The sequence below is a fragment of the Curtobacterium sp. APC 4022 genome (assembly GCF_030407555.1).
In the GTDB taxonomy this organism is placed as follows: domain Bacteria; phylum Actinomycetota; class Actinomycetes; order Actinomycetales; family Microbacteriaceae; genus Curtobacterium.
Window position 1 is genome coordinate 84,246 of the sequence record NZ_JASDDD010000002.1, and the last position, 23,703, is coordinate 107,948.

Genomic DNA, 23,703 nt, shown 5'->3' on the forward strand with positions numbered 1-23,703 from the left:
AGACGCCGCCGGAAGTGGCGGCGTCTCGCGCAAGCGGCGGCGTCTCGGCGCTGCCGCCGCGCCTACTCCTGGCGGGAGAACGCGCTCGCGCGCGCGACCTGGTCCGCCGTCAGGGCGACGCCCGTGTACCGCTCGAACTGGCGGGCTGCCTGCAGCGCGATGACCTCGGCACCCGTGATGACGTGCGCACCGGCGTCGCGGCCGGCCCGGACGAGCGGGGTCTCGGACGGGAACGCGACGACGTCGAACACCGTGCCCGCCGCGGTGATGCGGTCCGGGGCGAAGGACAGCGCGTCCTCCTGGTCGCCGCGCATGCCGAGCGGGGTGACGTTGACCAGGACGTCGGCGTCGCCGGCCTGCTCCTCGGCACCGACCCACGCGTACCCGTACTGGTCCGCCAGGGCGCTGCCGGTCGCCTCGTTGCGGGCGACGACGGTGAGGTGCGCGAACCCGGCCCCACGGAACGCCGCCGTGACCGCCTTCGCCATGCCGCCCGAGCCCCGGAGCAGCACCCGGGCGTCGCGGTCGACCCCGTGCGAGTCGAGCAGGGCGTCGACGGCTTCGTAGTCGGTGTTCGACGCGGTCAGGACCCCGGCGTCGTTGACGATCGTGTTGACGGAGCGGATCGCGGCGGCGGACTCCTCGAGCTCGTCGACGAGTGCGATCACGTCCTCCTTGAAGGGCATCGACACCGAGCAGCCGCGGATGCCGAGCGCGCGGATGCCGGCGACCGCCCCGGGCAGGTCCGTCGTGGTGAACGCCTTGTAGACGTAGTCCAGCCCGAGCTCGTCGTAGAGGAAGTTGTGGAACCGGGTGCCGATGTTGCTCGGACGGGCGGCCAGCGAGATGCACAGCTGCATGTCCTTGTGGAGGATGGGCATGTCGTCAGTCTCCCACGAGCGGTGCGATGGAGCGGTCCATACCGACGCGGTCAGCGTGGAGTGCGGCGACCGTCGCCGGCCTGGCGTACCGTCTGCGGGGATGACTGCTCTCCCTGACACCATGCGCGCCGTCCGCTTCGAGGAGTGGGGCGACCGTTCCGTCCTGCACGTCGCCGAGGTCCCCGTTCCCGAGGTCGAGCCCGGCCGCGTGCTCGTGAAGGTCCGCGCCGCCGGCATCAACCCCGGCGAGTCCGCCATCCGCCAGGGTGTCGTCGACGACCACGACCCCGAGAAGCTGCCCTCCGGCCAGGGCACCGACCTCGCCGGCACGGTCGCCGCGATCGGCCTCGACGTCGACGGGTTCGAGGAGGGCGACGAGGTCCTCGGCTGGTCGTGGGAGCGCTCGAGCCAGGCGGAGTACGTCTCCGTCCCCGCCGGCCAGCTCGTCCCGAAGCCCCGCCTGCTGTCGTGGGAGGCCGCCGGTGGCCTCGATGTCGCCGCGACCACCGCCGCAGCCGCTGTCCGCGCCGTCGACCCCCGCGCCGGCGAGACCGTCGTCGTCTCCGGTGCCGCCGGTGGTGTCGGCTCCTTCGTCACCCAGCTGCTGACGAACGAGGGCATCGACGTCATCGCGATCGCCTCCGAGTCCAACCACGAGTGGCTGCAGTCCAAGAACGCCCGCCCGGTCGCGTACGGCGACGGGCTGGAGGACCGCATCCGCGAGCTCGCCACGAACGGCATCGACGCCGTCATCGACACCTTCGGCGCCGAGTACGTGCACCTCGGCATCACACTCGGCGTCCCGGCCGACCGCATCGAGACCGTCATCGCCTTCGAGGCCGCGGCCGAGGTTGGCGCCAAGGCGTCGGGCAGCGCGGACACGGCCGACCCCGAGATCCTGTCGGCGCTGGCGAACATGGTCGCCGACGGCTCCGTCGAGGTCCCGATCGCCGCCACCTTCCCGCTCGACGCGGTGCAGGACGCCTACGCCCAGCTCGAGGAGCGCCACACCCGCGGCAAGATCGTCCTGCTGCCGTAGGACGGCGGGTCAGTCCGGCCGGGAGGCCCGACCACCGTCCGGCAGGCTCGTCCCGTGTCGGTGGGGTTGTCCCCACCCCGGAGTGGGGGCCTGGCCGGATGCCGCCGCGCAGCCTCGACCCGTAGCGTCGAGGACATGACGAACACACTCCACCGCCCCCGCTCCGGTCGCCTGCTCGCCGGGGTCTGTGCCGGCATCGCCGACCGTTTCGGCTGGTCCCGCACGGCCGTCCGCGTGCTCTGGGTCCTGCTCAGCCTGTTCCCCGGGCCGCTCTGGATCGCCTACGTCGTGCTCTGGATCGTGATGCCGACGCAGGGCGGGAGGCGCTGATCCCGCCCGCTCCCGCGGGTCCGTGCCACCGTGCGGACGCGCCGGGAACGACGAACAGGGTCCGGACGCATCGCATCCGGACCCTGTTCGTCGTTCAGGCACTCAGCGGCGGCTGCGGCCACCGGCGAAGCGCGTGTAGAGAAGCAGCACGATGATCGCGCCGATGATGGAGCCGATGATGCCGGCCGGCTGGAAGAAGCCGTCCATCGGGTCGTGCTGGAAGATCAAGAAGCCGAGGAAGCCACCGACGAACGAGCCGACGATGCCGAGCACGATCGTCATCACGAGGCTGATGTCCTGCTTGCCGGGGACGATGAGGCGGGCGAGTGCGCCGGCGATGAGGCCGACGATGATGAGGCTGAGGATGAGACCGAGCATGGGCTGACTCCTTGGTGCGTTCTGCACGACCGGTAGAAGGGCCGAGCGCGTCCGTCACCCGATCGGGTGACGTCGACAACCCTTCCACCCCCAAGGGTGTTCCGTCTCACCCCTTGGGGTGGAAAGGTGGCCCCATGCCGGTCGACGCTCCCCCCACTCCGCTCCTCGTGACGCTCGTCGACGACTACGACGTCGTCCTCAAGGGCCTCGCGCACATGTTCGACGCGTACCGCGACCGGATCGTCGTGGCCGAGATCGACGCCAACGCAGCGCTCGACGACTCGATCGACATCGTGCTCTACGACTCGTTCGCGCAGCCGGAGTCCGACCAGCTCGAGATCGCCGCACTGGTCGCGAACCCACGAGCGCGGCATGTCGTCGTCTACACCTGGAACCTCCAACAGGAGCTCGTCGACGCAGCGCTCGCGGAGGGGGTGCACGGGTACCTGTCGAAGACGCTGGGTGCCGCCGACCTGGTGGACGCGCTCGAGCGGATCGCTGCCGGCGAGGTCGTGGTCAGCCGCGCCGGACGTCGCGCCCCGAGCGCCGACGGCCTGGACTGGCCGGGCAAGGGCGTCGGCATCACCGATCGCGAGTCCGAGGTCCTCGCGCTCATCACCCAGGGCAAGAGCAACGCGGAGGTCGCTCAGCTGACCTACCTCAGCCCGAACACCGTGAAGTCACACATCCGTTCCGTCTACCGCAAGATCGGGTCCGACAGCCGCACCCAGGCGGTGCTCTGGGGCGTCGCGAACGGGTTCAGCCCGGATCACCACCGGATCGACCACTGGCTCGGCGGGCCCTGATCCACTGGTGGCAGGCCCGACCAGGCCACTGAGCCTGCCGTCCGGACGGCGTAGGCTCGACGTCGTGCCGGTCTCCGTCTTCGATCTGTTCAGCATCGGTGTGGGGCCGTCGAGTTCCCACACGGTGGGCCCGATGCGCGCCGGCGTCGACTTCGCCGAACGGGTCGCCGACCTGCCGGTCACGAGCATCCGCGTCGACCTCTACGGCTCGCTCGCCTCGACGGGGCACGGGCACGGCACACTCGGCGCAGTCGCGATCGGTCTGATGGGCCACCGGCCCGAGGACGTCGACCCCGACGTGATGACGGCGGCACTCGACGCCCTGGAGTCCACCGGCCGCCTGACCCTGGCGGACGGCCCGACCGTGGCGTTCCGGCTCGGCGACATCGTCCTGCACCCACTGACCATGCTGCCGCGGCACCCGAACGCCATGCGCCTGCGGAGCTTCGACGCGACCGGCACCGAGACCGCCGTCGAGACCTACTACTCGATCGGCGGCGGGTTCATCGCCCGTGACGGTGACGAGGAGCCGGGCGAGGACGTCGCCGGCACCGCGATCCCGGTCGAGACCGACGCGGTGCCCCACCCGTTCTCCAGCGGGGCCGAGCTGTTGGCGGCCTGCGCGACCACGGGCCTCCCGGTCAGCGGCGTCGCCCTCGCCAACGAGACCGCGACCCGCACCGAGGCCGAGGTCCGCGACCGCCTGCTCCGCATCCACGCCGTGATGGAGGACTGCGTCGACCGCAGCGTCCGTCGCACCGGCACGCTGCCGGGCGGCCTCGAGGTCCGACGCCGCGCCGCCGACTGGTTCGAGCAGCTCACCCGCGACGACCCCGGGCACGACCCGCTCTTCGCGATGGAGTGGACGAACCTCACCGCGATGGCGGTCAACGAGGAGAACGCCTCCGGAGGCCGCGTCGTCACCGCCCCGACGAACGGCGCCGCCGGCATCATCCCGGCCGTCCTCTTCTACGCGCTCACCTACGTGCCGACGATCACCCCGGACCGCCGGGACGACGCGATCGTCCGGTTCCTGCTCACCGCAGGCGCCGTCGGCTCGATCTACAAGGAGCGGGCCTCCATCTCCGGCGCCGAGGTCGGCTGCCAGGGTGAGGTCGGCTCGGCCGCCTCGATGGCGGCGGCCGGGCTCGCCGAACTGCTCGGCGGCACCCCGGAGCAGGTCGAGAACGCCGCCGAGATCGCGATGGAGCACAACCTCGGCCTGACGTGCGACCCGATCGGCGGCCTGGTGCAGATCCCGTGCATCGAACGGAACGCGATCGCGGCGAACAAGGCCGTGAACGCCGCCCGGATGGCACTGCGCGGGGACGGCGTGCACCACGTCTCCCTCGACCAGGTCGTCGAGACGATGCGGCAGACCGGCGCCGACATGTCGCACAAGTACAAGGAGACCGCGATGGGCGGTCTCGCGGTGAACGTCCCGCTCTGCTGACGCGGACGACCCCGCACCGAGCTGCGGCCCCGGAACTGGGGCTGCGGCGGGCGGGGAGCGCCGGGGTACTGTGCACCGTCCGGCACCCCGGACCGACGGCCAGGGACGGTCGTCGTCCCGGATCCCCGGAAGCGATCGCCGATGCCACGCCGTACCCCGACCCTCCTCGCCGCGACCGCCGTGGCCGTGGCGCTCGCCGTCACCGGCACGGGCCTGCCGGCGCAGGCGCTGCCCGCGGCGACCGCGCCCGTCGCCGCCACGCCCGCACCGGTCGCCCCCGCAACCGCGGTGCCGGCCGCCGCCGGCGTCCCCGCACCGGCCGACCCCACCGTCGGCGCGACGCCCGGTGACGCCCCGGTCGACCTGACGCTGGTCCTCCGTCCGACGGACCCGGCCGCCCTCGCCGCCCTGCCCACGGCGACCACCGGCGACACCGCCGAGCAGCGCGCGGACGCGGTGGAGGCCGTGGCCCCCGCCGACGACGCCACGTCGCGCACGCGATCGGTGCTGACCGGCGCCGGCTTCACCGTGACCGACACCGACACGTGGGAGGTCGAGGCGCACGGCACCGCCGCCCAGGCCGAGGCGCTCTTCGGCATCACCCTGGTCGGCACCGGTGACGGCATGCACCCGACCACCGCACCGGCCGTCCCGCAGTCCTTCGGTGGCGTGGTCGTCTCGGTGCTCGGCCTCGACACCCGTCCGGCCCTGGCGCACGCCGCCGTCCCCGCCGGGTACGCGTCCGCCGACCTCGCCGGTGCGTACCGGTCCACGGGCTCGGCAACGGCGGGTGCCGGAGCGACGATCGCCACCGTGCAGTTCTCCGGGTGGGACCGCAACGACCTCAGCGCCTACGCCGTCGCGAGCGGGCGTCCGCTGCCCGCGCTCGACCAGATCGCGGTCGACGGCGTGGACCCGCACGTCGGCGACGGCTCCCAGGGCGAGACCGAGGTCGCGATCGACCAGCAGGCCCTGCTCGCCGTCGCGCCCGGCGCCCGGCAGCGGGTGTACGTCACCGACAACTCGTTCCAGGGCAGCTACGACGCGTACAGCCGGATCGCGGACGAGGTCCGGAGCGCCGGCATCACCGCCGTCAGCATCTCCTGGGGCAGCTGCGAGACCCGGACCCCGGCGGACGCCCGGGCCGCCCTCGACGCCGCCCTGTCCCGGATCGTCGCCGCCGGCGCGACGGTCTTCGCCGCCACCGGTGACGACGGCGCACGCTGCCCGACCGGCCCGAGGACGACCATCCGCGACGTGTCGTACCCGGCGTCCTCGCCCGCGGTCGTCGGCGTCGGCGGCACCTCGCTCACGAAGACGAAGACCGGCTGGACCGAGGCCGGCTGGTCGAACACCCTCGGTGCCGGTGGTGGCGGGACCTCGAGCGCCTACGCCCGACCCTCGTGGCAGACCGGGACGGGGACCAGCGGCACGAAGCGCCAGCTGCCCGACGTCGCCGCACTCGCCGACCCGGCGAGGGGACTCGGCGTGTACCTGTCGACCGCACACGGGTTCGTGCTCGGCGGCGGCACCAGCCTGGCGTCCCCGGTGCTCGCCGGACAGCTCGCCGTCGCGCTGACCGCCCGCGGGTGCGCCGTCGGCGTCGGTGACGTGCACCAGGCCCTGTACCGGAACCCGGCTGCGTTCCGTGACGTCGTCACCGGCAGCAACGGCACGGCCCGGGCGGCCCGCGGGTGGGACGCGGCGACCGGTCTCGGCTCGCCGAACTGGTCGGCTCTCGGACGGCTGCTCCCGACGGCGAAGGACTGCACGGCACCGACGACGACGGCCGCCGCGGCCGGGGCGACCGCGACCGCGATCGCCTCGGGGAACCGGACCGTCCCCGCCGGGACCTCGATCCACTCGCCGTCCGGGCAGTACTGGCTGGACCTGCAGGCCGACGGCTCGCTCGTCGAGTGGGGCAACGGGCGCCGTCTCTGGCGGAGCACCGGCTCGGCCGACGGCGCCGTCCTGCGCCTCGATGCGAGCGGGGTGCTCGCGGTGGTCGCACCGTCGGGCACGGTCCTCTGGTCGACGTCGGCCCGCACCGCGTCCGGCGGCGCTCGCCTGACCGTCGACGACACCGGCGACGTGCGGGTCACCGCGCGCGACGGTGCGCTCCTCTGGCGCAACGGTGCTCCCGGTACGGACCAGCTCGTCCCCGGTGCCACCCTCGTCGCCGGCCAGGCGATCCACGACGCGAGCGGGCTCCGGCGCTTCGCCGTCCGCTCGAACGGACAACTCGTCGTCACGGTCCGCGGCACCGCGGTGTTCCGCAAGGCGGGTGGCGGCGCCGGTGCGTCCCTCCTGCTCCTGCCGAACGGGGACCTCCTGCTCGCCGGGCCCCTCGGCGACCGGCGATGGTCGACCGGTACGGGCGGGAAGGGCGGCACGGGGGTGACCCTGCGCATGGGGTCGGACGGCAACGTCGTGCTCCGGAAGGGCCGCTCCGCGCTCTGGGCGAGCCACACCCGAGGCTGAGCCGGTCGGCTACCCGGCGAGCAGCGTGAGTAGTCGAGCGGTCTCGACCGCGACCGCGTCCCGTCCCGCCGACACGTACCGGCGCGGGTCGACCAGGTCCGGTCGCTCGTCGAGCACGTCCCGCAGCGCGCGGGTGAACAGCCCGTTGAGGTGCGTCGAGATGTTGATCTTCGTCATGCCGGCGCGGACCGCGCCCCGCAGCTCCTCGTCGGACAGCCCGGAGGATCCGTGCAGCACCAGGGGCACCGGCACGGAGGCCCGCAGCCGTCCCACGAGGTCGCGATCGACCGACGCCTCCCGCGTCTGCATCGCGTGCGAGGTGCCGACGGCGACCGCCAGGGCGTCGACCCCGGTCGCGGCGACGAACGCCGCGGCGTCGGACGGGTCGGTGCGGACCCCGGGGGCGTGCACGCCGTCCTTGCCGCCGACCTCGCCGAGCTCGGCCTCGATCGCGATGCCCGCCGCGTGGCAGCGGTCGGCGAGCTCGCGCGTCGCGGTGACGTTGGCGTCGTAGTCCAGGTGCGAGCCGTCGTACATGATCGAGTCGACGCCGAGGTCGATGCCCGCGTGCACGAGTGCGGTGTCCTCGATGTGGTCCAGGTGCACGAGCACCTCGACGTCGGCGGCACGGGCGACGGCCTGGGTCGCGGTGACGATGGGCGTCAGGCCACCGTGGTAGCGGATGCAGTTCTCGCTGACCTGCAGCACCACGGGCAGCCCGGCCCGCTCGGCGCCGGCGACGATCGCCTCGGCGTGCTCGAGCAGGACGACGTTGAACGCGCCGACACCGCGGCGGGCGGTGCGTGCGGAGTCGAGGAGGCCGGTGAGGGCGAGGGCGGTGGTCATGTGGGGCTCCCGGTTCGGTCGAGCAGGGCGGTGAAGCGGTCGACGGCGGCCAGGTCGACCTCGCCCGCGACGGGGCGGAGGACCGCGGCGGCGCCGTACGCGGCAGCGGCGACCAGGGCCTGGCGGAGATCGGCTGGGGCGAGGGTTGCGGTCGGGCGGCGGCCCCACGCCGTCAGCGCGAGGACGAGCCCGGCGGTGGCCGCGTCCCCGGCACCCGTGGGGTTGCCGTGCACGTCGGGCACCGCGGGGACGGTCACGACGGCGTCGCGGGTGTGCGCGGTGATGCCCGACGAGCCGGCGGAGACGACGACGACCCCGGCGCCGCGCGCGAGCAGGTCGAGCGCACCGGAGCGTTCGTCCGGCGCACCCGTGGCGTCGAGCAGTTCCTCGCGGTTGGGCTTGCAGACCGTGGCGCCCGCGGCGGCGGCCCCGAGGAGCGCCGGACCCGACAGGTCGGCGACCACGAGCAGCCCGGCGTCGACCGCGCCGCGGATCCAGGGCGAGACCACGCCGGGGTCGGTGCCACGGGGGAGCGACCCGGAGACGACGAGCGCGGTCGCGTGCCGCTGGGCGGTCCGGACGGCATCGGTCACGGCCGCCCACTCGTCCGTCGAGACGACGGGCCCCGGCTCGCCGTACATGGTCGGGTGCGCGTGGTCGTCGACGACGGTGACGGTGGTCCTCGTGTCGCCGCCGACCGGCACGGGCGTGGTCGTCAGGCCGTCCTGCTGCAGGGCAGTGGCGACCCAGGCCCCGGACGTCCCACCGAGCGGCAGGACCGAGGTCGTGGTCGAGCCCGCGGCGGCGAGCACCCGGGCGACGTTGACGCCCTTCCCGCCCGGGCGACGGACGACCTCCAGGACACGCTGGGTGATCCCGACGGTCTGCTCGGCGACGCGGTAGGTGACGTCGACGGCGGGGTTCGGGGTGACGACGACGATCACGCGGGGACCTCCAGGACGGTGGGGCGGCCCGCCGGGTCGAGGACGACGAGGTCGGCGGCGGACCCGACCGACAGGGGTGGACGCAGGCCGAGCAGGGCCGCAGCGTGCACGGACGAGGCGGCCACCGCCTCCCGGACGGCACCGGGGTCCGCGCTGGCGGAGGAACCGGCGGCGAGGACCCGGGCGACGGCGTCGCCGACCGTGATCGTGCTGCCGGCGAGCGAGGACCCGTCGGCGAGCATCGCGACGCCGCCTTCGACCATGACGTCGGAGCCGGCGATCCGGTACGCCCCGTCGGCGCAACCGGTGGCGGCCATCGCGTCCGAGACGAACACCAGGCGGCTGCCGGCGGCACGGCGGACCAGGCCGACGGCGACCGGGTCGAGGTGGTGGCCGTCGACGATGCACTCCACGGTCAGCCGCTCGTCAGTCAGGGCGACCCCGACCGGACCAGGCTGTCGGTGGTGCAGCGGCGGCATGCCGTTGAAGAGGTGGGTGACGAGGGTCGCTCCGGCGTCGACCGCGCGCTGCACCTGCTCGGTGTCGGCGTCGGTGTGGCCGATCGCCGCGATCACGCCGGCGTCGACGAGTCGGCGGACCGCGTCGACTGCGCCGGGGAGTTCGGGGGCGAGCGTGACGATCCGGAGGGCGGGGCCGCCGGCGTCGACGAGGAGCTCGACCTCGGCGGCGGTCGGCGGGTGCAGCAGGGCGGCGGCGTGCGCGCCTCGGCGTGCGGGGGCGAGCCAGGGGCCCTCGAGGTGCAGCCCGGCGAGCGTGCCGTCGGCGACCAGCGGGCGGAGCCGGTGGAGCGCGGCGATCGTGTCCGGCACCGTGCCGGTCGCGATCGAGGCGACCAGCTGGGCCGTCCCTCGGGCGGCGTGGTGGGCGACGGCGGCGCGGGCCTCGTCGGCCGAGCACGAGGCGAAGTCGTGGCCGAGGGCGCCGTGCGCGTGGAGGTCGACGAAGCCCGGCACGACGGTACCGGGTGCCTCGACCACGGCGTCGTGGTCCGGAGCCGGGCCGGTGCCGAGCGCGGCGACCCGGCCGTCGGTGACCGCGATCCAGCCGTCGGCGAGGTCGACCGCGGCGGTGACGACGCGGGGCGCGCGGACGAGCGTCGTCACGCCGACACCGCCCTCGGGTGGTCGTGGTCGTGGTCGAGGTCGTGGTTGCGCTCCAGGTCGCGGGCGAGCAGCCCCTGCGCGAGGAGGGCCGCGCCGATCGCACCGGCAGCGTCGCCGTGCCGCGCGCCGACGAGCGCCGGGACGCGGACGCCCACCAGACGGTCGGCCAGGGCCACGGTGAGGGGGTCGAGCAGGAGCGGGCCGGACTGCGCGAGCCCGCCCCCGATGACCAGGGTGTGGCAGCCGGCGGTCGCCGTCAGCCAGGCGAGCGCGTCGGCGAGGACGGCCACGCACTCGTCCCACGCCCGTCGGGCGACGGGGTCGCCGTCGACGACGCGGAGCATCGCGGCGTGGGCGGACGGGGCGCCGCTCCGGCGGGCGACGGCACCGGCCGAGGCGACCTCCTCGACCCGGAGGCCCGCGTGCGGCCCGGTGGGGATCCGCACCTGGCCGATCTCGCCGGCCCAGCCGTCACCGCTGACGACCCGGCCGTCGACGACCAGGGCGCTCGCGAGCCCGGTGCCGACCGGCACGAACGCGACCGTGCCGTGGTCGAGGCCACCGGACTGCACCTCCGCGAGGGCTCCGGCGCGGACGTCGTGGCCGAAGGCGAGGGGGACGTCGGTGCCCGTCGCCCGGAGTGCCTCGGCGACCCGCTGGCGGACCGGGACGTCCTGCCAGCCGAGGTTCACCGACAGCACCGAGCGGCCGGCGGCCTCGTCGACCACGCCGGGGACGACCAGGCCGACGGCGTCGAGGGTCGTCCCCTGCTGTCGGGCGACCGAGCGCGCGTGCACCGCGAGCTCGGCCACGACGACGGCGAGGGACTCCGCAGCGGGGTCGTCACGCGGGGTCGGGACGCGCTGCTCGTCGAGCACCTGTCCGTCCGTGCCGGTCAGTCGGGCCTTGATGCCCGTGCCGCCGACGTCGACCCCGAGCACTGCCCCGCGCGCGGCCATCAGGTGAGGATGACCGAACGGGTGAGCGAGCGCGGGTGGTCCGGGTCGAGACCGCGGCGCTCGGCGAGGGCGACGGCGAATCGGTGCACGACGACGAGTCCGGCGAGCGGGTCGAGGTCGTGGTGCACCAGGCGGGCACCGGTGGCGGCGACCTCGTCGGCCAGACCGTCCGGCACAGGGCCGAGCGACCAGACCAGGCGGCCGGGCTGTGCGATCGCGATCGGACCGTGGCGGTAGTCCATCGCCGGGTACGACTCGGCCCAGAACTGTGCGGCCTCGCGGGTCTTCAGGGCGGCTTCGAACGTCAGGCCCACGGCGGGGCCACGGCCGACGAACGTGACCTGCTCGGCGTCGAGCAGGTCGTCGATCGGCAGCGTCAGCGCGGTCTCGGCCTGGACGGCCAGGGCCTCGACGTCCTCGCCGAGAGAGGCACGGAGCAGTGCGAGTGCGGTGGTGGCGAAGCGGGTCTGCACGACCGAGCGCTCGTCGGCGAACGGCAGCGCGACGACGTCGTCGGCGTCCGCGGCGGCGGGGCTGTCCGGCACGGCCGTGACGAGCACGGTGCGCTGGGTCGGCAGGGCACGGAGCAGGTCGATGATCTCGGTGGTGGTGCCGGAGCGCGAGATGGTGACGACGCGGTCGTACTGCCGGTCGGCGGGGTACTCGGAGCCGGCGAAGGCGTCGGTCTGCCCGAGGCCGGCGGACTCACGGGCGACGGCGTAGCTCATCGCGATGAACCAGCTCGTGCCGCAGCCGATGACGGCCACGCGCTCGCCGGGCTGGGGCAGGACGTCGGTGAACGAGGGCAGCAGGGCCGCGGCGGAGCGCCAGGAGGCCGGCTGCGATGCCAGCTCGTCGCCCACGAAGGTGTCGGACATGGTGTCCTTCCGGTCGGACCGATCCTTGGTGATCGGATATCGGCCAGCATGACGATCGATCGTGCTCGATGCAAGTGCAAAACGTCATTTCCGATCATCCACGGGCCGGAGGAGCGCCCGTAGGATGACGCCATGACCCCGCAGCAGAGGCTCAACGCCCTCCTCGAGTTGGTGAGCGACCGCGGCAACGTCTCGATCACCGAGATCGGGGACGAGCTCGGGATCTCCGCCGCGACCGCCCGCCGCGACCTCGCCACCCTCGCCGACCAGCGGCTGGTCACCCGGACCCACGGCGGTGCCGCTGCCCTCGGCGCCGGGTACGAGCTGCCGCTGCAGTACAAGATCGCGCGGCAGGCCGAGGCGAAGACCGCGATCGCCCGCGCGACCGCCGCACTCGTGGCCCCCGGGGACACCGTCGGCCTCAACGGCGGGACGACCACGACCGAGGTGGCGCGGGAGCTCGGCAAGAGCGAGCGCTTCATCCGCGCGGACGGCGAGTACGGCATCACGATCGTCACGAACGCGCTGAACATCGGGTACGAGCTGTCGGTCCGGGCGAACGTGAAGATCGTGGTGACCGGCGGTGTCGCACGCCGGCAGTCCTACGAGTTGATCGGGCCGCTGGTCCGGGACACGCTCGACGAGTTCGCCCTGGACGTCGTCGTGCTCGGCGTCGACGGGCTGACCGGGCAGTACGGGGCCACGACCATGCACGAGGGCGAGGCCGAGGTCAGTCGACACTTCGCCTCGGTCGGGCGTCGGGTGATCGTGGTCGCCGACTCGACGAAGATCGAGCGTTCCACCTTCGCCCGGATCTGCCCGCTCGATCGCATCGACGTGCTCGTCACGGACCGCGACGTCCCGGCCCCGTTCGTCGCGGACCTGGCCGCCGCCGGTGTGGAGCTCGTCGTCGCCGACTGACCACCGGACCGCACGCCGCGCGGGTCAGCCTGCGCGGGGTGCCCGGGCGAGCCGCGTCGGCAGCCGGGCCGGCCCCGGGGACGCACCCCGTGCCTCCCGTCCGAGCGCCGTCACGTTACCGGCGTGTTAAACCCTCGTATCTCGCTTCCGTGAGCGATCCGTGAGCGCATATTGTGCATTCATGATCGATTTGGCATCATGGGCGTCACAATCACGCAAGGGAGCGAGATGAGCATCACGAGCACGCGCACACTCCGAGTCGGCGTGGTCGGCATCGGCCAGCGGTCCTACATCGCGGACCACGTCGCTGCCGCCGGACTCGACGCCGACGGGGTCGACGCCCGGATCGTGGCCGCAGCCGACGTCACCGGACCCGGCCGCCAGCGCGCCGCCGAGGCCTGGCCCGACGCCACGGTGGTCGACGGCCACCGCGCACTGATCGGCACCGACGGCGCCCCGAACCTCGTGGACGCCGCCATCGTCACCACCCCGGACTGGACCCACGCCGAGATCGCGATCGACCTGCTCCGTGCGGGCATCGCCGTCTACCTCGAGAAGCCCCTCGCCATCACGGTCGAGGACGCCGACGCGGTCCTCAACACCGCCGCCGAGACCGGCACCCCGCTCTACGTCGGCCACAACTTCCGGCACGCGGCCGTCGTCCGCCTGATGCGCGACGTGATCGCCCGCGGCGAGATCGGCGAGGTGAAGGCCGTCTGGGTCCGCCACTTCGTCGGCAACGGCGGTGACTACTACTTCAAGGACTGGCACGCCGACCGCAGTCGGGTGAACTCGCTCCTGCTGCAGAAGGCCAGCCACGACCTCGACGTCGTGCACGCCCTCGCCGGTGCCTACACCAGCCGGGTCGTCGGCATGGGGTCGCTCTCGGTCTACGGGGACGTCACCGACCGTCGCGACCGCAGCGACGAGCTCATGACCGACTGGTTCTCGTTCGACAACTGGCCGCCCGCCGAGCAGACCGGCCTGAACCCCGTCGTCGACGTGGAGGACGTGTCGATGGTCATGATGACGCTCGAGAACGGCGTGCAGGCCAGCTACGAGCAGTGCCACTTCACGCCCGACTACTGGCGGAACTACACGGTCATCGGGACCCACGGGCGTCTCGAGAACATCGGGGACACCGGCGGTGGCGTGGTGAAGGTCTGGAACCACCGCCGCAACTGGGACGTCGCCGGGGACGTCGAGTACCTGATCGACGGCGTCGAGGACGGGCACGCCGACGCCGACCTGCTCACCATGACCGAGTTCCTCCGCTCGCTGGCGTTCGGCGAGCCCACCACCCTGTCCCCGATCGCGGCCCGCGCCGCGGTCGCCGCCGGGGCACTCGCCACCCGCTCGCTCCGCAACGGTTCGGTCCCCATCGACGTGCCGCCCCTCCCCGAGGCCACCCTCCGACACTTCGCGACCACTCCCGACCGCGACGACGTTCCCGAAAGGACCACCCGATGACCGCTCCGACCGCCCGCCCGGGCCACGGCCGCCGCCGCGCACTGCTCGGTCTCGCCGCCGCTGTCAGCGCCGTCGCGCTGCTCGCCGGCTGCAGCACCTCGTCCTCCGGCAGCTCCGGCGGCTCCGGCGAGGTCGCGAAGGACACCAAGGCGAACCTGACGTACGCCGTCTGGGACCAGAACCAGGTGAAGGCCATCAAGGCCAACATCAAGGGGTTCAACGAGGAGTACCCCGACATCAAGGTCAACGTCGACGTCACCCCGTACGCCAGCTACTTCACGAAGCTGCAGACGCAGGGCTCGAGCAACACGCTGCCCGACCTGTTCTGGATGAACGGCCCGAACTTCCAGCTGTACGCAGCCAACGGCAAGATCGCCCCGATCACGGACGAGGTGAAGTCCGGTGCGATCGACCCGGACAACTACTCGGCAGCGCTCAACAAGCTGTACACGTACGACGGCACCCAGTACGGCGTCCCGAAGGACTTCGACACCATCGGCGTCTGGATGAACAAGGCCCTGTTCGAGAAGGCCGGCGTGCCCATGCCGTCGAAGGACTGGACCTGGAGCGACTTCCAGAAGACCGGCGCCGAGCTCTCCCAGAAGCTGAAGTCCGACGGCGCCTACGGTGCCGCGGCCGGCATGGACGGCCAGACGACCTACTACGACACGATCTTCCAGGCCGGCGGCTCGGTCATCGACGGCGAGAAGTCGGAGTACGACTCGAAGGCCGCCGAAGCCGGGCTGGCCTACTGGACCGACCTCATCAAGTCCGGCGCCTCGCCCTCGATCAAGCAGCTGACCGACACCACCGCAGACCAGTGGTTCACCTCCGGCAAGGTCGCGATGTACCAGGGCGGCAGCTGGTTCCGCTCCGCGCTGATCGGCTCCGACATCGAGAAGGACGTCGTCGCCTACCCGCTGCCGAAGGGCAAGGAGCAGGCCACGGTCATCCACGGCGTCTCGAACGTCGTCGCCGAGGGCTCGAAGGACAAGGCCGCCGCGCAGGCACTCCAGGCGTACCTGGCCAGCAAGCCCGCCCAGCAGCAGCAGGGCGACATGGGTGCGGTCATCCCCGCCTACACGGGCACGCAGGACGCCTTCACGAAGACCATGCCGGACGCCGACCTGCAGGTCTTCCTCGACGCGGTCGAGTACGCCAAGCCGCTGCCGGTGTCGAAGAACACCGCCGCGTGGAACACCCTCGAGACGAACCTGCTCCCGAGCGCGTTCGACGGCTCGGAGCCGGTCGACCAGGTCGCGAAGGAACTCGCCCAGAAGATGGACGCAGCACTCGCCAAGGAGTGACGACGAGCCGGCCGGTCGGGCACCCCGCCCGACCGGCCGGCCGTCGCACGTCCACCATCCGCACCGCCCGGACCACCCGATCCGACCGCCCTGGCCGAGGAGCGACCTGATGACGATCCACACCCAGCGACCCGACGCCGCCGAGGCGTCCCCACCGCCCGAGACACGCCCCGCCGACCGCTCGCGACCGACGCAGGCCCCGCGCACCGACGGCTTCTGGCCGTGGCTGTTCGTCCTGCCGCTGCTCATCGGCGTCGGCACGTTCTTCATCTGGCCGATCCTGCAGACGTTCTACTACTCGTTCACGAGCTGGGGCGTCTTCGGCGGCTCGAGCTTCACCGGGCTGGCGAACTACACCCGCCTGATCGCGGACCCGCAGCTGTACCAGTCGCTGCTCAACACGATCGTCTACACCGTGATCGTCCTGCTCGGCATCCCGATCGCGGTCTGGCTCGCCAGCCTGCTGAACACCCCGGGCCTGCGCTTCGCCCAGTTCTACCGCGTGCTGTTCTTCCTGCCCTACGTGGCGATGCCCGCTGCGATCGCGCTGGTCTGGCGCATCATGTTCAACGGCGACTTCGGCATCGTGAACTCGTTCCTCGGGCTGTTCGGCATCGCCGGCCCGTACTGGATCTCCACCCCGGGCTTCGCCCTCGTCGCGGTCTCGCTCGTCGGCCTGTGGTCGTCCCTCGGCTTCTCGATGATCATCCTCGGCGCCGGGCTCAAGGACATCCCGCCGGAGCTGTACGAAGCAGCCGAGCTCGACGGCGCCAGCCGGTGGCGGCAGTTCCGCTCGCTGACCGTGCCGCTGCTCAGCCCGAGCATCTTCTTCGTGCTCATCGTCACGACGATCTCGAGCTTCCAGCTGTTCGACCTGCTCTACGCGATCCTGGGCCCCCTCAACCCGGTGATCCCGAAGACGATGTCCCTCGTCTTCTACTTCTACAACTCCGGGTTCGTCGACGGTGACAAGGGCTTCGCGGCGGCGATCGCGATGGTGATCTTCCTGCTCATCGGCATCATCACGGTCATCCAGTTCCGTGTCCAGAAGAAGTGGGTGCAGTCATGACCGGCATCATCGAAGCGCACGGCAGCAAGCTGTCCGCGGCGACCAAGGCCGCCAGCCGCACCCGTGTCCGTGGCCAGGTCCGTCCCGGTCGCCGCGGCGGCAGCCACTGGTGGATCCACGTGGTGCTCGGCGTCGGCGGGTTCGTGATGGCGTTCCCGTTCCTCTGGCAGATCATCATGGCGCTGTCCACCAACGCGCAGGTGACGTCGCCCACGCCGGTGTTCTGGCCGGGCCAGCTGCAGTGGCAGAACTTCGCGCAGGTGTTCGAGCGGCTGCCCTTCCTGAGCCAGCTCGGCACGTCGATCTGGGTGACCCTGATCCGCACGGCAGCACAGATCGTGCTCTGCACCCTGGCCGGGTACGCGTTCGCGCGGATGCGCTTCCGGGGCCGTGGACTCATCCTGGGGATCGTGCTGTCGATCCTGCTGGTGCCGTCGCAGGTGTACCTGATCTCGCAGTACCAGATCGTGCAGGGCCTCGGCTGGCTCGACACCCTGGCCGGCATCGTCGCGCCGGGCCTGTTCAGCGCGTTCGGCACCTTCCTGATGCGGACCGCGTTCCTGAGCATGCCGGCCGAGCTCGAGGAGGCCGCGCGCATGGACGGCGCGAACCCGTTCCAGACGTTCTGGCGGATCATGCTGCCCCTGGCCCGGCCGTCGATGAGCGTGCTCGCGATCACCACGGTGCTCTGGTCGTGGAACGAGCTCCTCTGGCCCCTGGTGGTGTCCACCCGCGCCGAGGCGATGCCGCTGGCCGCCGGGCTCGCGACGCTCTCGAGCGACCGGACCGTGAACTACCCCGTGCTCATGGCCGCGAGCCTGATGGCGATGGCGCCGGTGCTCATCATGTTCATCGTGCTCCAGCGCCGGGTGATCGACGGGCTCGCCTCCTCGGGTCTCAAGTGAGTCCGGCAGCCGTCGGCCGGGAGGCCCGTCCCGACCCCGTCGCGCTCCTCACCGCCGCCGTCGGGTCGCGGGACGAGCCCGCCGGGCTGGCCCCGGCGCTCGAGGCGGCCGTGCAGCACGTCGGCCCGGCGAGCCGGGAGGCGGCGCTGCTCACCGCCCTCCGCGCGGTGCTCCCGGTCACCGAGCGGTGGCTGGTCACGCACGGCTGCAGCGCCGAGGACGCCGCCGCGAGCGTCGCGGACGTGGACCGGAAGACCGACCACTACGGGCTCGACGGCACCGGGCTGGACTGGTTGGCGCAGGTCGCGACCGGTCGTGTGGTGGCCGTGGGGCGCCTCCAGTTCGAGCGGGCCGCCCACCTGCCGGACGGGACGCCCGCGTGGGGCGTGCACGTGCCGGAGGCGGGTCCGCTCGACCCGGCGGCCTGCGACCGGTCCTTCGCGGCGGCACCCGCGGTGCTCCGGCGGCTCGACCCCGACCTGGCGGTCGACACGTTCGTGTGCTCGTCGTGGTTGCTCGATCCCGAGGTCACCGCCGTCCTCGGACCGTCGTCGAACACGGCGCGGTTCGCGGCGCGGTTCACGCTGCTGCCGGAGTCGGACGACCCCGACGAGGTCAACGAGGGTGACGAGTCGATGGCGAAGTTCGTCTTCGGCACCGACCTGGCCGCGGCACGGCGGGCCGTCCCCGTCGGCCGACTGCAGCACGCCGTCCAGGAGCGGTGGGCGGCCGGCGGGCACTGGTCCGAGCGCACCGGGACCGCCCCGGTCGGCGTACCGTTCCGGACATGAGCGCACCCGACCGAGACCACCTGGACGACGGCGTCGACATGACCTTCGAGGAGCGTCGCCACGACACGTTCCGCCGGATGTCCGGGTCGGACGAGCACGACGAGGCACCCCGTGTCGAGGTCGAGGAGACCGAGTCCGGCGACGTGCGCATCGACGTCGCCGACAGCGCGGCCGTCCGACCGGGCGACTGAGCACCTCCCTGCACCGACACCGGCGAGCTCGCCTTCGTCCACTGCGCGGAGCCCGCGTCCGCCGGTGACGGCGGCGCACGGCAGAATCAACGGCGTGCACCTCGTCCTCGCCCGTGTCGACGGCGGCCTCACCGCGACGCCGCTGACGGACGCGGGGGCGCCGGACGGTCAGCCGACGCGCCTGGACGAGTCGGGCCTCCCGGCCTTCGTCGCCGCGCACGACGGCCCCGGCGTCCGCTGGGTGTGGTCCGACACCGCCCGCTGGTACCCGGCCGTGCTGGCGGCCGGCGGACGCGTGGCTCGTTGCGTCGACCTGCGCCTCGGGCACCGTCTGCTCCGCACCGCGCTCGCCACCCGCGGGTCCGCACTCGCGCAGGCGCCGGTCAGTGCGTGGGACGCCGCCGCCGCTCCGGAGGCCCGACCAGCGCCCGTCACGCAGGCCTCGCTCTTCGACGACGACCTGTTCACGATCGCCCCGGCCGACGACGACCTCGACCCGGTCGCCGAACTGCGTGCGCAACTCGAAGCGGTCGCGGGAGCGACGGAGCCGGGAGCGCTGCGGCTGCTCCTGGCGGCGGAGTCCGCCGGCGCACTCGTCGCCGCCGAGATCAAGCACGCCGGTCTGCCCTGGCGGACCGACGTGCACGAGCGGCTGCTCGCCGACGCCCTCGGGCCGCGCGTGCCGTACGGGGTGCGGCCGCGGAAGCTCGAGGAGCTCGCCGTCGTCCTCCGTCAGCGACTCGACGACCCCGACCTGAACCCGGACTCGCCCGCCGACGTCCTGCGCTCCCTGCGGCGGGCCGGACTCGTCGTGGACAGCACCCGGAAGTGGGAGCTCGAACGACTGGAGCACCCGGCGATCGAACCGCTGCTGGAGTACAAGCGCCTCTACCGACTGCTCACCGCCAACGGGTGGACGTGGCTGGACGAGTGGGTGCAGGACGGCCGGTTCCACCCGGAGTACGTCGTCGGCGGGGTCGTCACCGGACGCTGGGCGGCGAACGGCGGCGGCGCGCTGCAGCTGCCGAAGCAGGTGCGCGGCGCGGTGGTCGCCGACCCGGGCTGGGAGCTCGTCGTGGCGGACGCGGCACAGCTCGAACCGAGGGTGCTCGCGGCGATGTCCGGCGACACCGACATGGCCGCCGCCGGGGACGGGCAGGACCTGTACGACGGGGTCGTGGCCTCGGGCGCGGTGCAGACCCGGCAGCAGGCGAAGATGGCGATGCTCGGCGCGATGTACGGCGCCACCCAGGGCGAGGGCGGACGGTTCGTCCCACGGCTCGCCCGGGCCTTCCCGCGGGCACTCGACCTGGTCGAGCAGGCGGCCCGGGCGGGGGAGCGGGGCGAACCGGTGACCACCCGGCTCGGTCGGACGTCGCCGGTGCCGGAGCAGTCCTGGTTCGAAGCCCGGAACCGCGCGTACTCGGTGGACGGCGCTCCGGCGATGCAGCGGGCCGTCGAGTCCCGAGCGCGGAGCTGGGGGCGGTTCACGCGGAACTTCGTGGTGCAGGGGACAGCGGCCGAGTGGGCGCTGTCCTGGATGGGCGGCCTGCGCACCCGGCTGGCCGCGCGGACGGACGGACCGGTCACCGCGGGCCCGCAGATGGTCTTCTTCGTGCACGACGAACTCGTGGTGCACGCGCCGGCCGCCGACGCCGAGTGGGTTGCCGAGCAGGTGCGGGCCGCGGCGGTCGACGCCGGGCGGATCATGTTCGGCGGGTTCCCGGTCACCTTCCCGCTGACGGTCGCGGTGGTCCGGTCGTACGACCAGGCGAAGTAGCCACCCCGGCCGTCCCCGCACAGCCGCGGACGGGCAGGGTGGTCGGATGGAACAGCACCACGCCGACGGTCGCCCACCCGTGACCGGCCGCGCACCCGCGATCGGCGGCGCCGAGCGCGAGCGCGTCGACCGGACCGTCGGCGACGTCGACCTCACCCGCTGGCGCACCCGTGCCGGCCGGACGATCGCCGACTCGTGGGCCGCCCTCGGCCGCCGCTTCGGAGCGCTGCCGCTGCTGCTCGTCACCCTGCTCATCGGGATCGGCATCGCCGCGGTCGCGACGTGGGTGGCGTCCGAGGTCTACGACGCCGTCCGCGAGTCCGACGACGTCGCCGTGCTCGACCGGCCCGTGCTCGACTGGATGATCGCGCACCGCACCCCGGCGCTCGACCAGGGCGTGACGTGGTGGACCGACATCGCCGGCACCATCGGGATGCCGATCGTCGCCGTGCTGTTCCTGGTCGGCCTGACGATCCAACGCCGGGCGTGGACGCCGCTCGTGCTCCTCGTCGCCGCGAGTGCCGGCTCCCTCGCCATGACGATCGCCGGCAAGGACCTCATCGGCCGCGCCCGGCCGCCGCTGTCCGACGCCGTCCCGCCGTTCGAGCACTCGCCGTCGTTCCCGTCCGGGCACACCCTCAACGCGACCGTCGTCGTCGGCACGATCGTGTACCTGCTGCTCCTCCGGCAGAGCCGTGTGGTGACCCGGGTCTGGACGATCGTCGTCGGGACGCTGTTCGTGCTGTCGGTCGGGGTCTCGCGGGTGTTCCTCGGGCACCACTGGACCACCGACGTGCTGGCGGCGTGGGCGCTCGGGCTGGCGTGGCTGGCGCTCGTCATCACGGCGCACCGGCTGTACCTGACGGCGCTGCACCGAGGCGCCGAGCCGACCCCGTCGTGACGCGGCTGCGCGCCCTCGTCAGGTCGGCCCGGTAGGTTTCCCCGCATGGAAGAACGGCTGATCGGCGGCAGGTACCGGGTGACCGGGACCCTCGGGCACGGGGGGATGGCATCGGTGTACCGCGCCGTCGACGAGCAGCTCGGACGCGAGGTCGCGGTCAAGCTCTTCCGCATCGGACCCGTCGACCACGGCGAACGTGCGCGCGCCGAGGCCGAGATCCACGTGCTCGCCGGCCTCCGCAGCCCGAACCTCGTCACCCTGTTCGACGCGGCCCTCGACACCGACGACGGCGACTCGTTCCTCGTCATGGAGCTCGTCCCGGGCAGCGACCTCGCCACCCGGCTGCGCGAGGGGCCGCTCGACCCGACGACCACCGCCCGCGTGGGCGCCCAGGTCGCCGAGGGCCTGGCCGCCGTGCACGCGCAGGGCATCGTGCACCGCGACGTGAAGCCCGCGAACGTCCTGCTCGAGCAGGACGGCGAGCACGTCAAGCTCGCCGACTTCGGCATCGCGCTGCTCCGCGACGCCGCCCGCGTCACCGGGACCGGCACCGTCATCGGCACCGCCGCGTACCTGGCGCCGGAGCAGGTCCTCGGCCAGCCCGTCACCGGCGAGGCCGACGTGTACGCGCTGGGTCTGATGCTCCTCGAGGCCCTCACCGGCAAGCAGGCGTTCCCGGGCAGCGCGGTCGAGGCCGCCACCGCCCGACTCGCCCGAGCGCCGGAGATCGACCAGCACCTGCCGACGGCGTGGCGCACGCTGCTCCACGTCATGACGGCGCAGCACCCGGGAGACCGCCCGTCCGCCACCGAGGCCGCAGCACGCCTCCGCGCACTCGGCCGGGACGACGTCGCGCCCGCCACGCAGCTCCTGCCGGGAGGCCCGGGGGCCGTCACGCGCGCCGCCGCAGGTGCCGGGGTGGCCGGTGCCGCCGCGGCAGCTGCCGCTGCCGGAGGTGACCCCGCGGACGCGGCGACGCGTCAGATGCCGGTGAGCGGTGCCTCCCGTCCGGACGACGCCACGCGCCGACTGTCGGCCCAGTCCCAGCCGTCGCGGAGCGCGGACGACGACGTGGCGACCACGATCCTCGGCACGCCCGGAGCCGCAGCGGCAGGTCCGGGCTCCGGCGGCGGTGGGCGCTCCGGTGGCACCGCCACCCCGGCCCGGCCGCTCGCGACCGACCCCGACGAGCCTCGGCGGAAGCGATGGGTGCTGCCGCTGATCGTCCTGGCGGTCCTCGTGGTCGCCGGCATCGTCGTGGCGGCCCTCGCGTTCAACCGTGACGACAGCAGCACGCCGAACCCGACCGAGTCGACGCAGCAGACCGCACCGACCGACGATCAGCCGAGCTCGGAGCCGTCCGACGAGTCGAGCGAGCCGGCGCAGCAGCAGCCGAGCCAGCCGGCCGAGCAGCCGTCCCAGCAGCCCTCCGAGCCGGCGCAGGAGCAGCCGTCCGACGAGCCCTCCGAGCCCACGGACGAGTCGAGCGACCCGACCGACCAACTGCCGACGACCGACCCGGTGCCGGGCAACGACACGACCCTGCCGGTGCAGGACCCGCTGGACACCGGGGTCGACACCACCTCGCGGCAGGGCCCGGGTGCTGGCGGCGGGACCGGTCCCGGCAAGTCCGGCGACGCTCCGGGGCAGAACAAGCCCGCAGGCTGACCTGTCGTTCACCTCGGCGGAGCACACTCGAGCCATGTCGATGAGCGCACCGTTCGATCCCCAGCAGCCGGGCAGCGACGTCCCCGTGGACGGCTCCGACCAGGACGAACTCGAGGTGGAGGAGTCCCGCGGGACGGCCTCGGGCTCCGAGCCGTCCGGAGCCGACGTCAGCGGAGCGGACGCGACCGGTGACCCGGCGGACTCCCCGGTCCGGCACGACGACGAGGACGAGGCCGGCGGCGGCCCGGTGTTCCGGCGCCCGCAGCCCGGCGACCGGCTGCATGCGGACGACCTCGACGGCTAGTCAGCTCGACGGCTGGACAGGCGACGTTGCGGGGACTCCCGGGTCTGCCGTGCATGCTCGTCGGATGTCGATGAGCAGCGCGTTCGACCCGTCGAAGGGTCTCGCCATCCCCGAGGAACAGGTCACCGGCGACGGTCTCGAGCTCGACGAGGACCCGGCAGTGCTCGGGATCCAGTTCGAGGTCGTGTCCGGTGGCACGGCGGACCCCGCGGCGGCCGCGATGCCGACCGACCGGATCGCGGCTCCTGACTGCGACTGAACGCAGCGTCGCGGCCCG

24 protein-coding genes are annotated in these 23,703 nt (G+C 73.2%); 17 read left to right on the forward strand and 7 right to left on the reverse strand.

Annotation, left to right across the window (positions count from 1 at the left end; genetic code table 11):
• Nucleotides 1-62 precede the first annotated feature (62 nt).
• Complete coding sequence (locus QL987_RS00510; protein WP_290155688.1) at nt 63-881, reverse strand: shikimate 5-dehydrogenase; 819 nt, start codon at nt 879-881, stop codon at nt 63-65.
• A 100-nt stretch (nt 882-981) separates the two neighbouring features.
• On the opposite strand from QL987_RS00510, the gene QL987_RS00515 reads away from it, so the two are divergent.
• Nucleotides 982-1,920 (forward strand): NADP-dependent oxidoreductase, encoded by a 939-nt coding sequence (locus tag QL987_RS00515; protein ID WP_290155690.1) that lies wholly within the window; start codon nt 982-984, stop codon nt 1,918-1,920.
• A 135-nt stretch (nt 1,921-2,055) separates the two neighbouring features.
• On the forward strand, nt 2,056-2,250 hold the full coding sequence (locus QL987_RS00520; RefSeq protein ID WP_111074046.1) for a PspC domain-containing protein: 195 nt from the start codon (nt 2,056-2,058) through the stop codon (nt 2,248-2,250).
• A 102-nt stretch (nt 2,251-2,352) separates the two neighbouring features.
• On the opposite strand, the gene QL987_RS00525 is transcribed toward QL987_RS00520, so the two are convergent.
• Nucleotides 2,353-2,628 (reverse strand): GlsB/YeaQ/YmgE family stress response membrane protein, encoded by a 276-nt coding sequence (locus QL987_RS00525; protein ID WP_111074045.1) that lies wholly within the window; start codon nt 2,626-2,628, stop codon nt 2,353-2,355.
• Nucleotides 2,629-2,762: 134 nt separating this feature from the next.
• Between QL987_RS00525 and QL987_RS00530 the strand changes: the two genes are divergently transcribed.
• The 3 genes from QL987_RS00530 (at nt 2,763) to QL987_RS00540 (ending at nt 7,368) form a co-directional block, all read left to right on the forward strand.
• Entirely contained in the window at nt 2,763-3,434 is a 672-nt protein-coding gene (locus QL987_RS00530; RefSeq protein WP_290155693.1) for a response regulator transcription factor, read from the forward strand.
• A 64-nt stretch (nt 3,435-3,498) separates the two neighbouring features.
• Nucleotides 3,499-4,887 (forward strand): L-serine ammonia-lyase, encoded by a 1,389-nt coding sequence (locus tag QL987_RS00535; protein ID WP_290155696.1) that lies wholly within the window; start codon nt 3,499-3,501, stop codon nt 4,885-4,887.
• 141 nt (nt 4,888-5,028) lie between these two features.
• Nucleotides 5,029-7,368: a S8 family serine peptidase gene (locus tag QL987_RS00540; RefSeq protein ID WP_290155699.1), complete on the forward strand. Its 2,340-nt coding sequence runs from the start codon at nt 5,029-5,031 to the stop codon at nt 7,366-7,368.
• A gap of 9 nt (nt 7,369-7,377) precedes the next feature.
• On the opposite strand, the gene QL987_RS00545 is transcribed toward QL987_RS00540, so the two are convergent.
• The 5 genes from QL987_RS00545 to QL987_RS00565 are packed head-to-tail and all read right to left on the reverse strand — an operon-like array spanning nt 7,378 to nt 12,119.
• A complete protein-coding gene (locus QL987_RS00545) occupies nt 7,378-8,214 on the reverse strand; it encodes a class II fructose-bisphosphate aldolase (protein WP_290155702.1) in 837 nt (278 codons plus the stop codon).
• Nucleotides 8,211-9,158: a PfkB family carbohydrate kinase gene (locus QL987_RS00550; protein ID WP_290155705.1), complete on the reverse strand. Its 948-nt coding sequence runs from the start codon at nt 9,156-9,158 to the stop codon at nt 8,211-8,213. The genes QL987_RS00545 and QL987_RS00550 overlap by 4 nt, the downstream gene beginning before the upstream one ends.
• The gene (locus tag QL987_RS00555) at nt 9,155-10,282 is read right to left on the reverse strand and encodes an amidohydrolase family protein (protein WP_290155708.1); all 1,128 of its coding nucleotides are present in this window, start codon (nt 10,280-10,282) and stop codon (nt 9,155-9,157) included. Before QL987_RS00555 ends, QL987_RS00550 begins: the two co-directional genes overlap by 4 nt.
• Nucleotides 10,279-11,241 (reverse strand): ROK family protein, encoded by a 963-nt coding sequence (locus tag QL987_RS00560; RefSeq protein WP_290155711.1) that lies wholly within the window; start codon nt 11,239-11,241, stop codon nt 10,279-10,281. The genes QL987_RS00555 and QL987_RS00560 overlap by 4 nt, the downstream gene beginning before the upstream one ends.
• Nucleotides 11,241-12,119, reverse strand: coding sequence for an SIS domain-containing protein (locus QL987_RS00565; RefSeq protein ID WP_111074037.1), 879 nt, complete (start codon nt 12,117-12,119; stop codon nt 11,241-11,243). The genes QL987_RS00560 and QL987_RS00565 overlap by 1 nt, the downstream gene beginning before the upstream one ends.
• Before the next feature lie 132 nt (nt 12,120-12,251).
• Between QL987_RS00565 and QL987_RS00570 the strand changes: the two genes are divergently transcribed.
• From QL987_RS00570 to QL987_RS00625, 12 genes are all read left to right on the forward strand, one after another.
• Nucleotides 12,252-13,040 carry a DeoR/GlpR family DNA-binding transcription regulator gene (locus QL987_RS00570; protein ID WP_111074036.1) on the forward strand — a complete coding sequence of 263 codons (789 nt, stop codon included), beginning with the start codon at nt 12,252-12,254 and terminating at the stop codon, nt 13,038-13,040.
• A 228-nt stretch (nt 13,041-13,268) separates the two neighbouring features.
• Nucleotides 13,269-14,510 (forward strand): Gfo/Idh/MocA family oxidoreductase, encoded by a 1,242-nt coding sequence (locus QL987_RS00575; RefSeq protein WP_290155716.1) that lies wholly within the window; start codon nt 13,269-13,271, stop codon nt 14,508-14,510.
• Nucleotides 14,507-15,817, forward strand: coding sequence for a sugar ABC transporter substrate-binding protein (locus tag QL987_RS00580; RefSeq protein ID WP_111074034.1), 1,311 nt, complete (start codon nt 14,507-14,509; stop codon nt 15,815-15,817). Before QL987_RS00575 ends, QL987_RS00580 begins: the two co-directional genes overlap by 4 nt.
• 109 nt (nt 15,818-15,926) lie before the next feature.
• Nucleotides 15,927-16,886 (forward strand): sugar ABC transporter permease, encoded by a 960-nt coding sequence (locus QL987_RS00585; RefSeq protein ID WP_290155719.1) that lies wholly within the window; start codon nt 15,927-15,929, stop codon nt 16,884-16,886.
• The gene (locus QL987_RS00590; RefSeq protein WP_181439155.1) at nt 16,883-17,791 is read left to right on the forward strand and encodes a carbohydrate ABC transporter permease; all 909 of its coding nucleotides are present in this window, start codon (nt 16,883-16,885) and stop codon (nt 17,789-17,791) included. Before QL987_RS00585 ends, QL987_RS00590 begins: the two co-directional genes overlap by 4 nt.
• Nucleotides 17,788-18,582: a hypothetical protein gene (locus QL987_RS00595; protein ID WP_290155725.1), complete on the forward strand. Its 795-nt coding sequence runs from the start codon at nt 17,788-17,790 to the stop codon at nt 18,580-18,582. Before QL987_RS00590 ends, QL987_RS00595 begins: the two co-directional genes overlap by 4 nt.
• Nucleotides 18,579-18,773 (forward strand): multidrug transporter, encoded by a 195-nt coding sequence (locus QL987_RS00600; RefSeq protein ID WP_110824332.1) that lies wholly within the window; start codon nt 18,579-18,581, stop codon nt 18,771-18,773. The genes QL987_RS00595 and QL987_RS00600 overlap by 4 nt, the downstream gene beginning before the upstream one ends.
• A gap of 94 nt (nt 18,774-18,867) precedes the next feature.
• A complete protein-coding gene (locus tag QL987_RS00605) occupies nt 18,868-20,553 on the forward strand; it encodes a bifunctional 3'-5' exonuclease/DNA polymerase (protein WP_290155729.1) in 1,686 nt (561 codons plus the stop codon).
• 46 nt (nt 20,554-20,599) lie between these two features.
• Nucleotides 20,600-21,454 carry a phosphatase PAP2 family protein gene (locus tag QL987_RS00610; protein ID WP_290155733.1) on the forward strand — a complete coding sequence of 285 codons (855 nt, stop codon included), beginning with the start codon at nt 20,600-20,602 and terminating at the stop codon, nt 21,452-21,454.
• Nucleotides 21,455-21,499: 45 nt separating this feature from the next.
• Nucleotides 21,500-23,122 carry a serine/threonine-protein kinase gene (locus QL987_RS00615; protein ID WP_290155734.1) on the forward strand — a complete coding sequence of 541 codons (1,623 nt, stop codon included), beginning with the start codon at nt 21,500-21,502 and terminating at the stop codon, nt 23,120-23,122.
• 34 nt (nt 23,123-23,156) lie between these two features.
• Nucleotides 23,157-23,426, forward strand: coding sequence for a hypothetical protein (locus tag QL987_RS00620; RefSeq protein ID WP_221848997.1), 270 nt, complete (start codon nt 23,157-23,159; stop codon nt 23,424-23,426).
• A 64-nt stretch (nt 23,427-23,490) separates the two neighbouring features.
• Complete coding sequence (locus QL987_RS00625; protein WP_111074027.1) at nt 23,491-23,685, forward strand: hypothetical protein; 195 nt, start codon at nt 23,491-23,493, stop codon at nt 23,683-23,685.
• Nucleotides 23,686-23,703: the final 18 nt, after the last annotated feature.

What these genes read in the sequence shown, in the direction of transcription:
- QL987_RS00510 (WP_290155688.1), bottom strand. Translation starts at nt 881, where the DNA reads ATGCCCATCCTCCACAAGGACATGCAGCTGTGCATCTCGCTGGCCGCC.
- QL987_RS00515 (WP_290155690.1), top strand. Translation starts at nt 982, where the DNA reads ATGACTGCTCTCCCTGACACCATGCGCGCCGTCCGCTTCGAGGAGTGG.
- QL987_RS00520 (WP_111074046.1), top strand. Translation starts at nt 2,056, where the DNA reads ATGACGAACACACTCCACCGCCCCCGCTCCGGTCGCCTGCTCGCCGGG.
- QL987_RS00525 (WP_111074045.1), bottom strand. Translation starts at nt 2,628, where the DNA reads ATGCTCGGTCTCATCCTCAGCCTCATCATCGTCGGCCTCATCGCCGGC.
- QL987_RS00530 (WP_290155693.1), top strand. Translation starts at nt 2,763, where the DNA reads ATGCCGGTCGACGCTCCCCCCACTCCGCTCCTCGTGACGCTCGTCGAC.
- QL987_RS00540 (WP_290155699.1), top strand. Translation starts at nt 5,029, where the DNA reads ATGCCACGCCGTACCCCGACCCTCCTCGCCGCGACCGCCGTGGCCGTG.
- QL987_RS00545 (WP_290155702.1), bottom strand. Translation starts at nt 8,214, where the DNA reads ATGACCACCGCCCTCGCCCTCACCGGCCTCCTCGACTCCGCACGCACC.
- QL987_RS00560 (WP_290155711.1), bottom strand. Translation starts at nt 11,241, where the DNA reads ATGGCCGCGCGCGGGGCAGTGCTCGGGGTCGACGTCGGCGGCACGGGC.
- QL987_RS00565 (WP_111074037.1), bottom strand. Translation starts at nt 12,119, where the DNA reads ATGTCCGACACCTTCGTGGGCGACGAGCTGGCATCGCAGCCGGCCTCC.
- QL987_RS00570 (WP_111074036.1), top strand. Translation starts at nt 12,252, where the DNA reads ATGACCCCGCAGCAGAGGCTCAACGCCCTCCTCGAGTTGGTGAGCGAC.
- QL987_RS00575 (WP_290155716.1), top strand. Translation starts at nt 13,269, where the DNA reads ATGAGCATCACGAGCACGCGCACACTCCGAGTCGGCGTGGTCGGCATC.
- QL987_RS00580 (WP_111074034.1), top strand. Translation starts at nt 14,507, where the DNA reads ATGACCGCTCCGACCGCCCGCCCGGGCCACGGCCGCCGCCGCGCACTG.
- QL987_RS00585 (WP_290155719.1), top strand. Translation starts at nt 15,927, where the DNA reads ATGACGATCCACACCCAGCGACCCGACGCCGCCGAGGCGTCCCCACCG.
- QL987_RS00590 (WP_181439155.1), top strand. Translation starts at nt 16,883, where the DNA reads ATGACCGGCATCATCGAAGCGCACGGCAGCAAGCTGTCCGCGGCGACC.
- QL987_RS00600 (WP_110824332.1), top strand. Translation starts at nt 18,579, where the DNA reads ATGAGCGCACCCGACCGAGACCACCTGGACGACGGCGTCGACATGACC.
- QL987_RS00610 (WP_290155733.1), top strand. Translation starts at nt 20,600, where the DNA reads ATGGAACAGCACCACGCCGACGGTCGCCCACCCGTGACCGGCCGCGCA.
- QL987_RS00615 (WP_290155734.1), top strand. Translation starts at nt 21,500, where the DNA reads ATGGAAGAACGGCTGATCGGCGGCAGGTACCGGGTGACCGGGACCCTC.
- QL987_RS00620 (WP_221848997.1), top strand. Translation starts at nt 23,157, where the DNA reads ATGTCGATGAGCGCACCGTTCGATCCCCAGCAGCCGGGCAGCGACGTC.
- QL987_RS00625 (WP_111074027.1), top strand. Translation starts at nt 23,491, where the DNA reads ATGTCGATGAGCAGCGCGTTCGACCCGTCGAAGGGTCTCGCCATCCCC.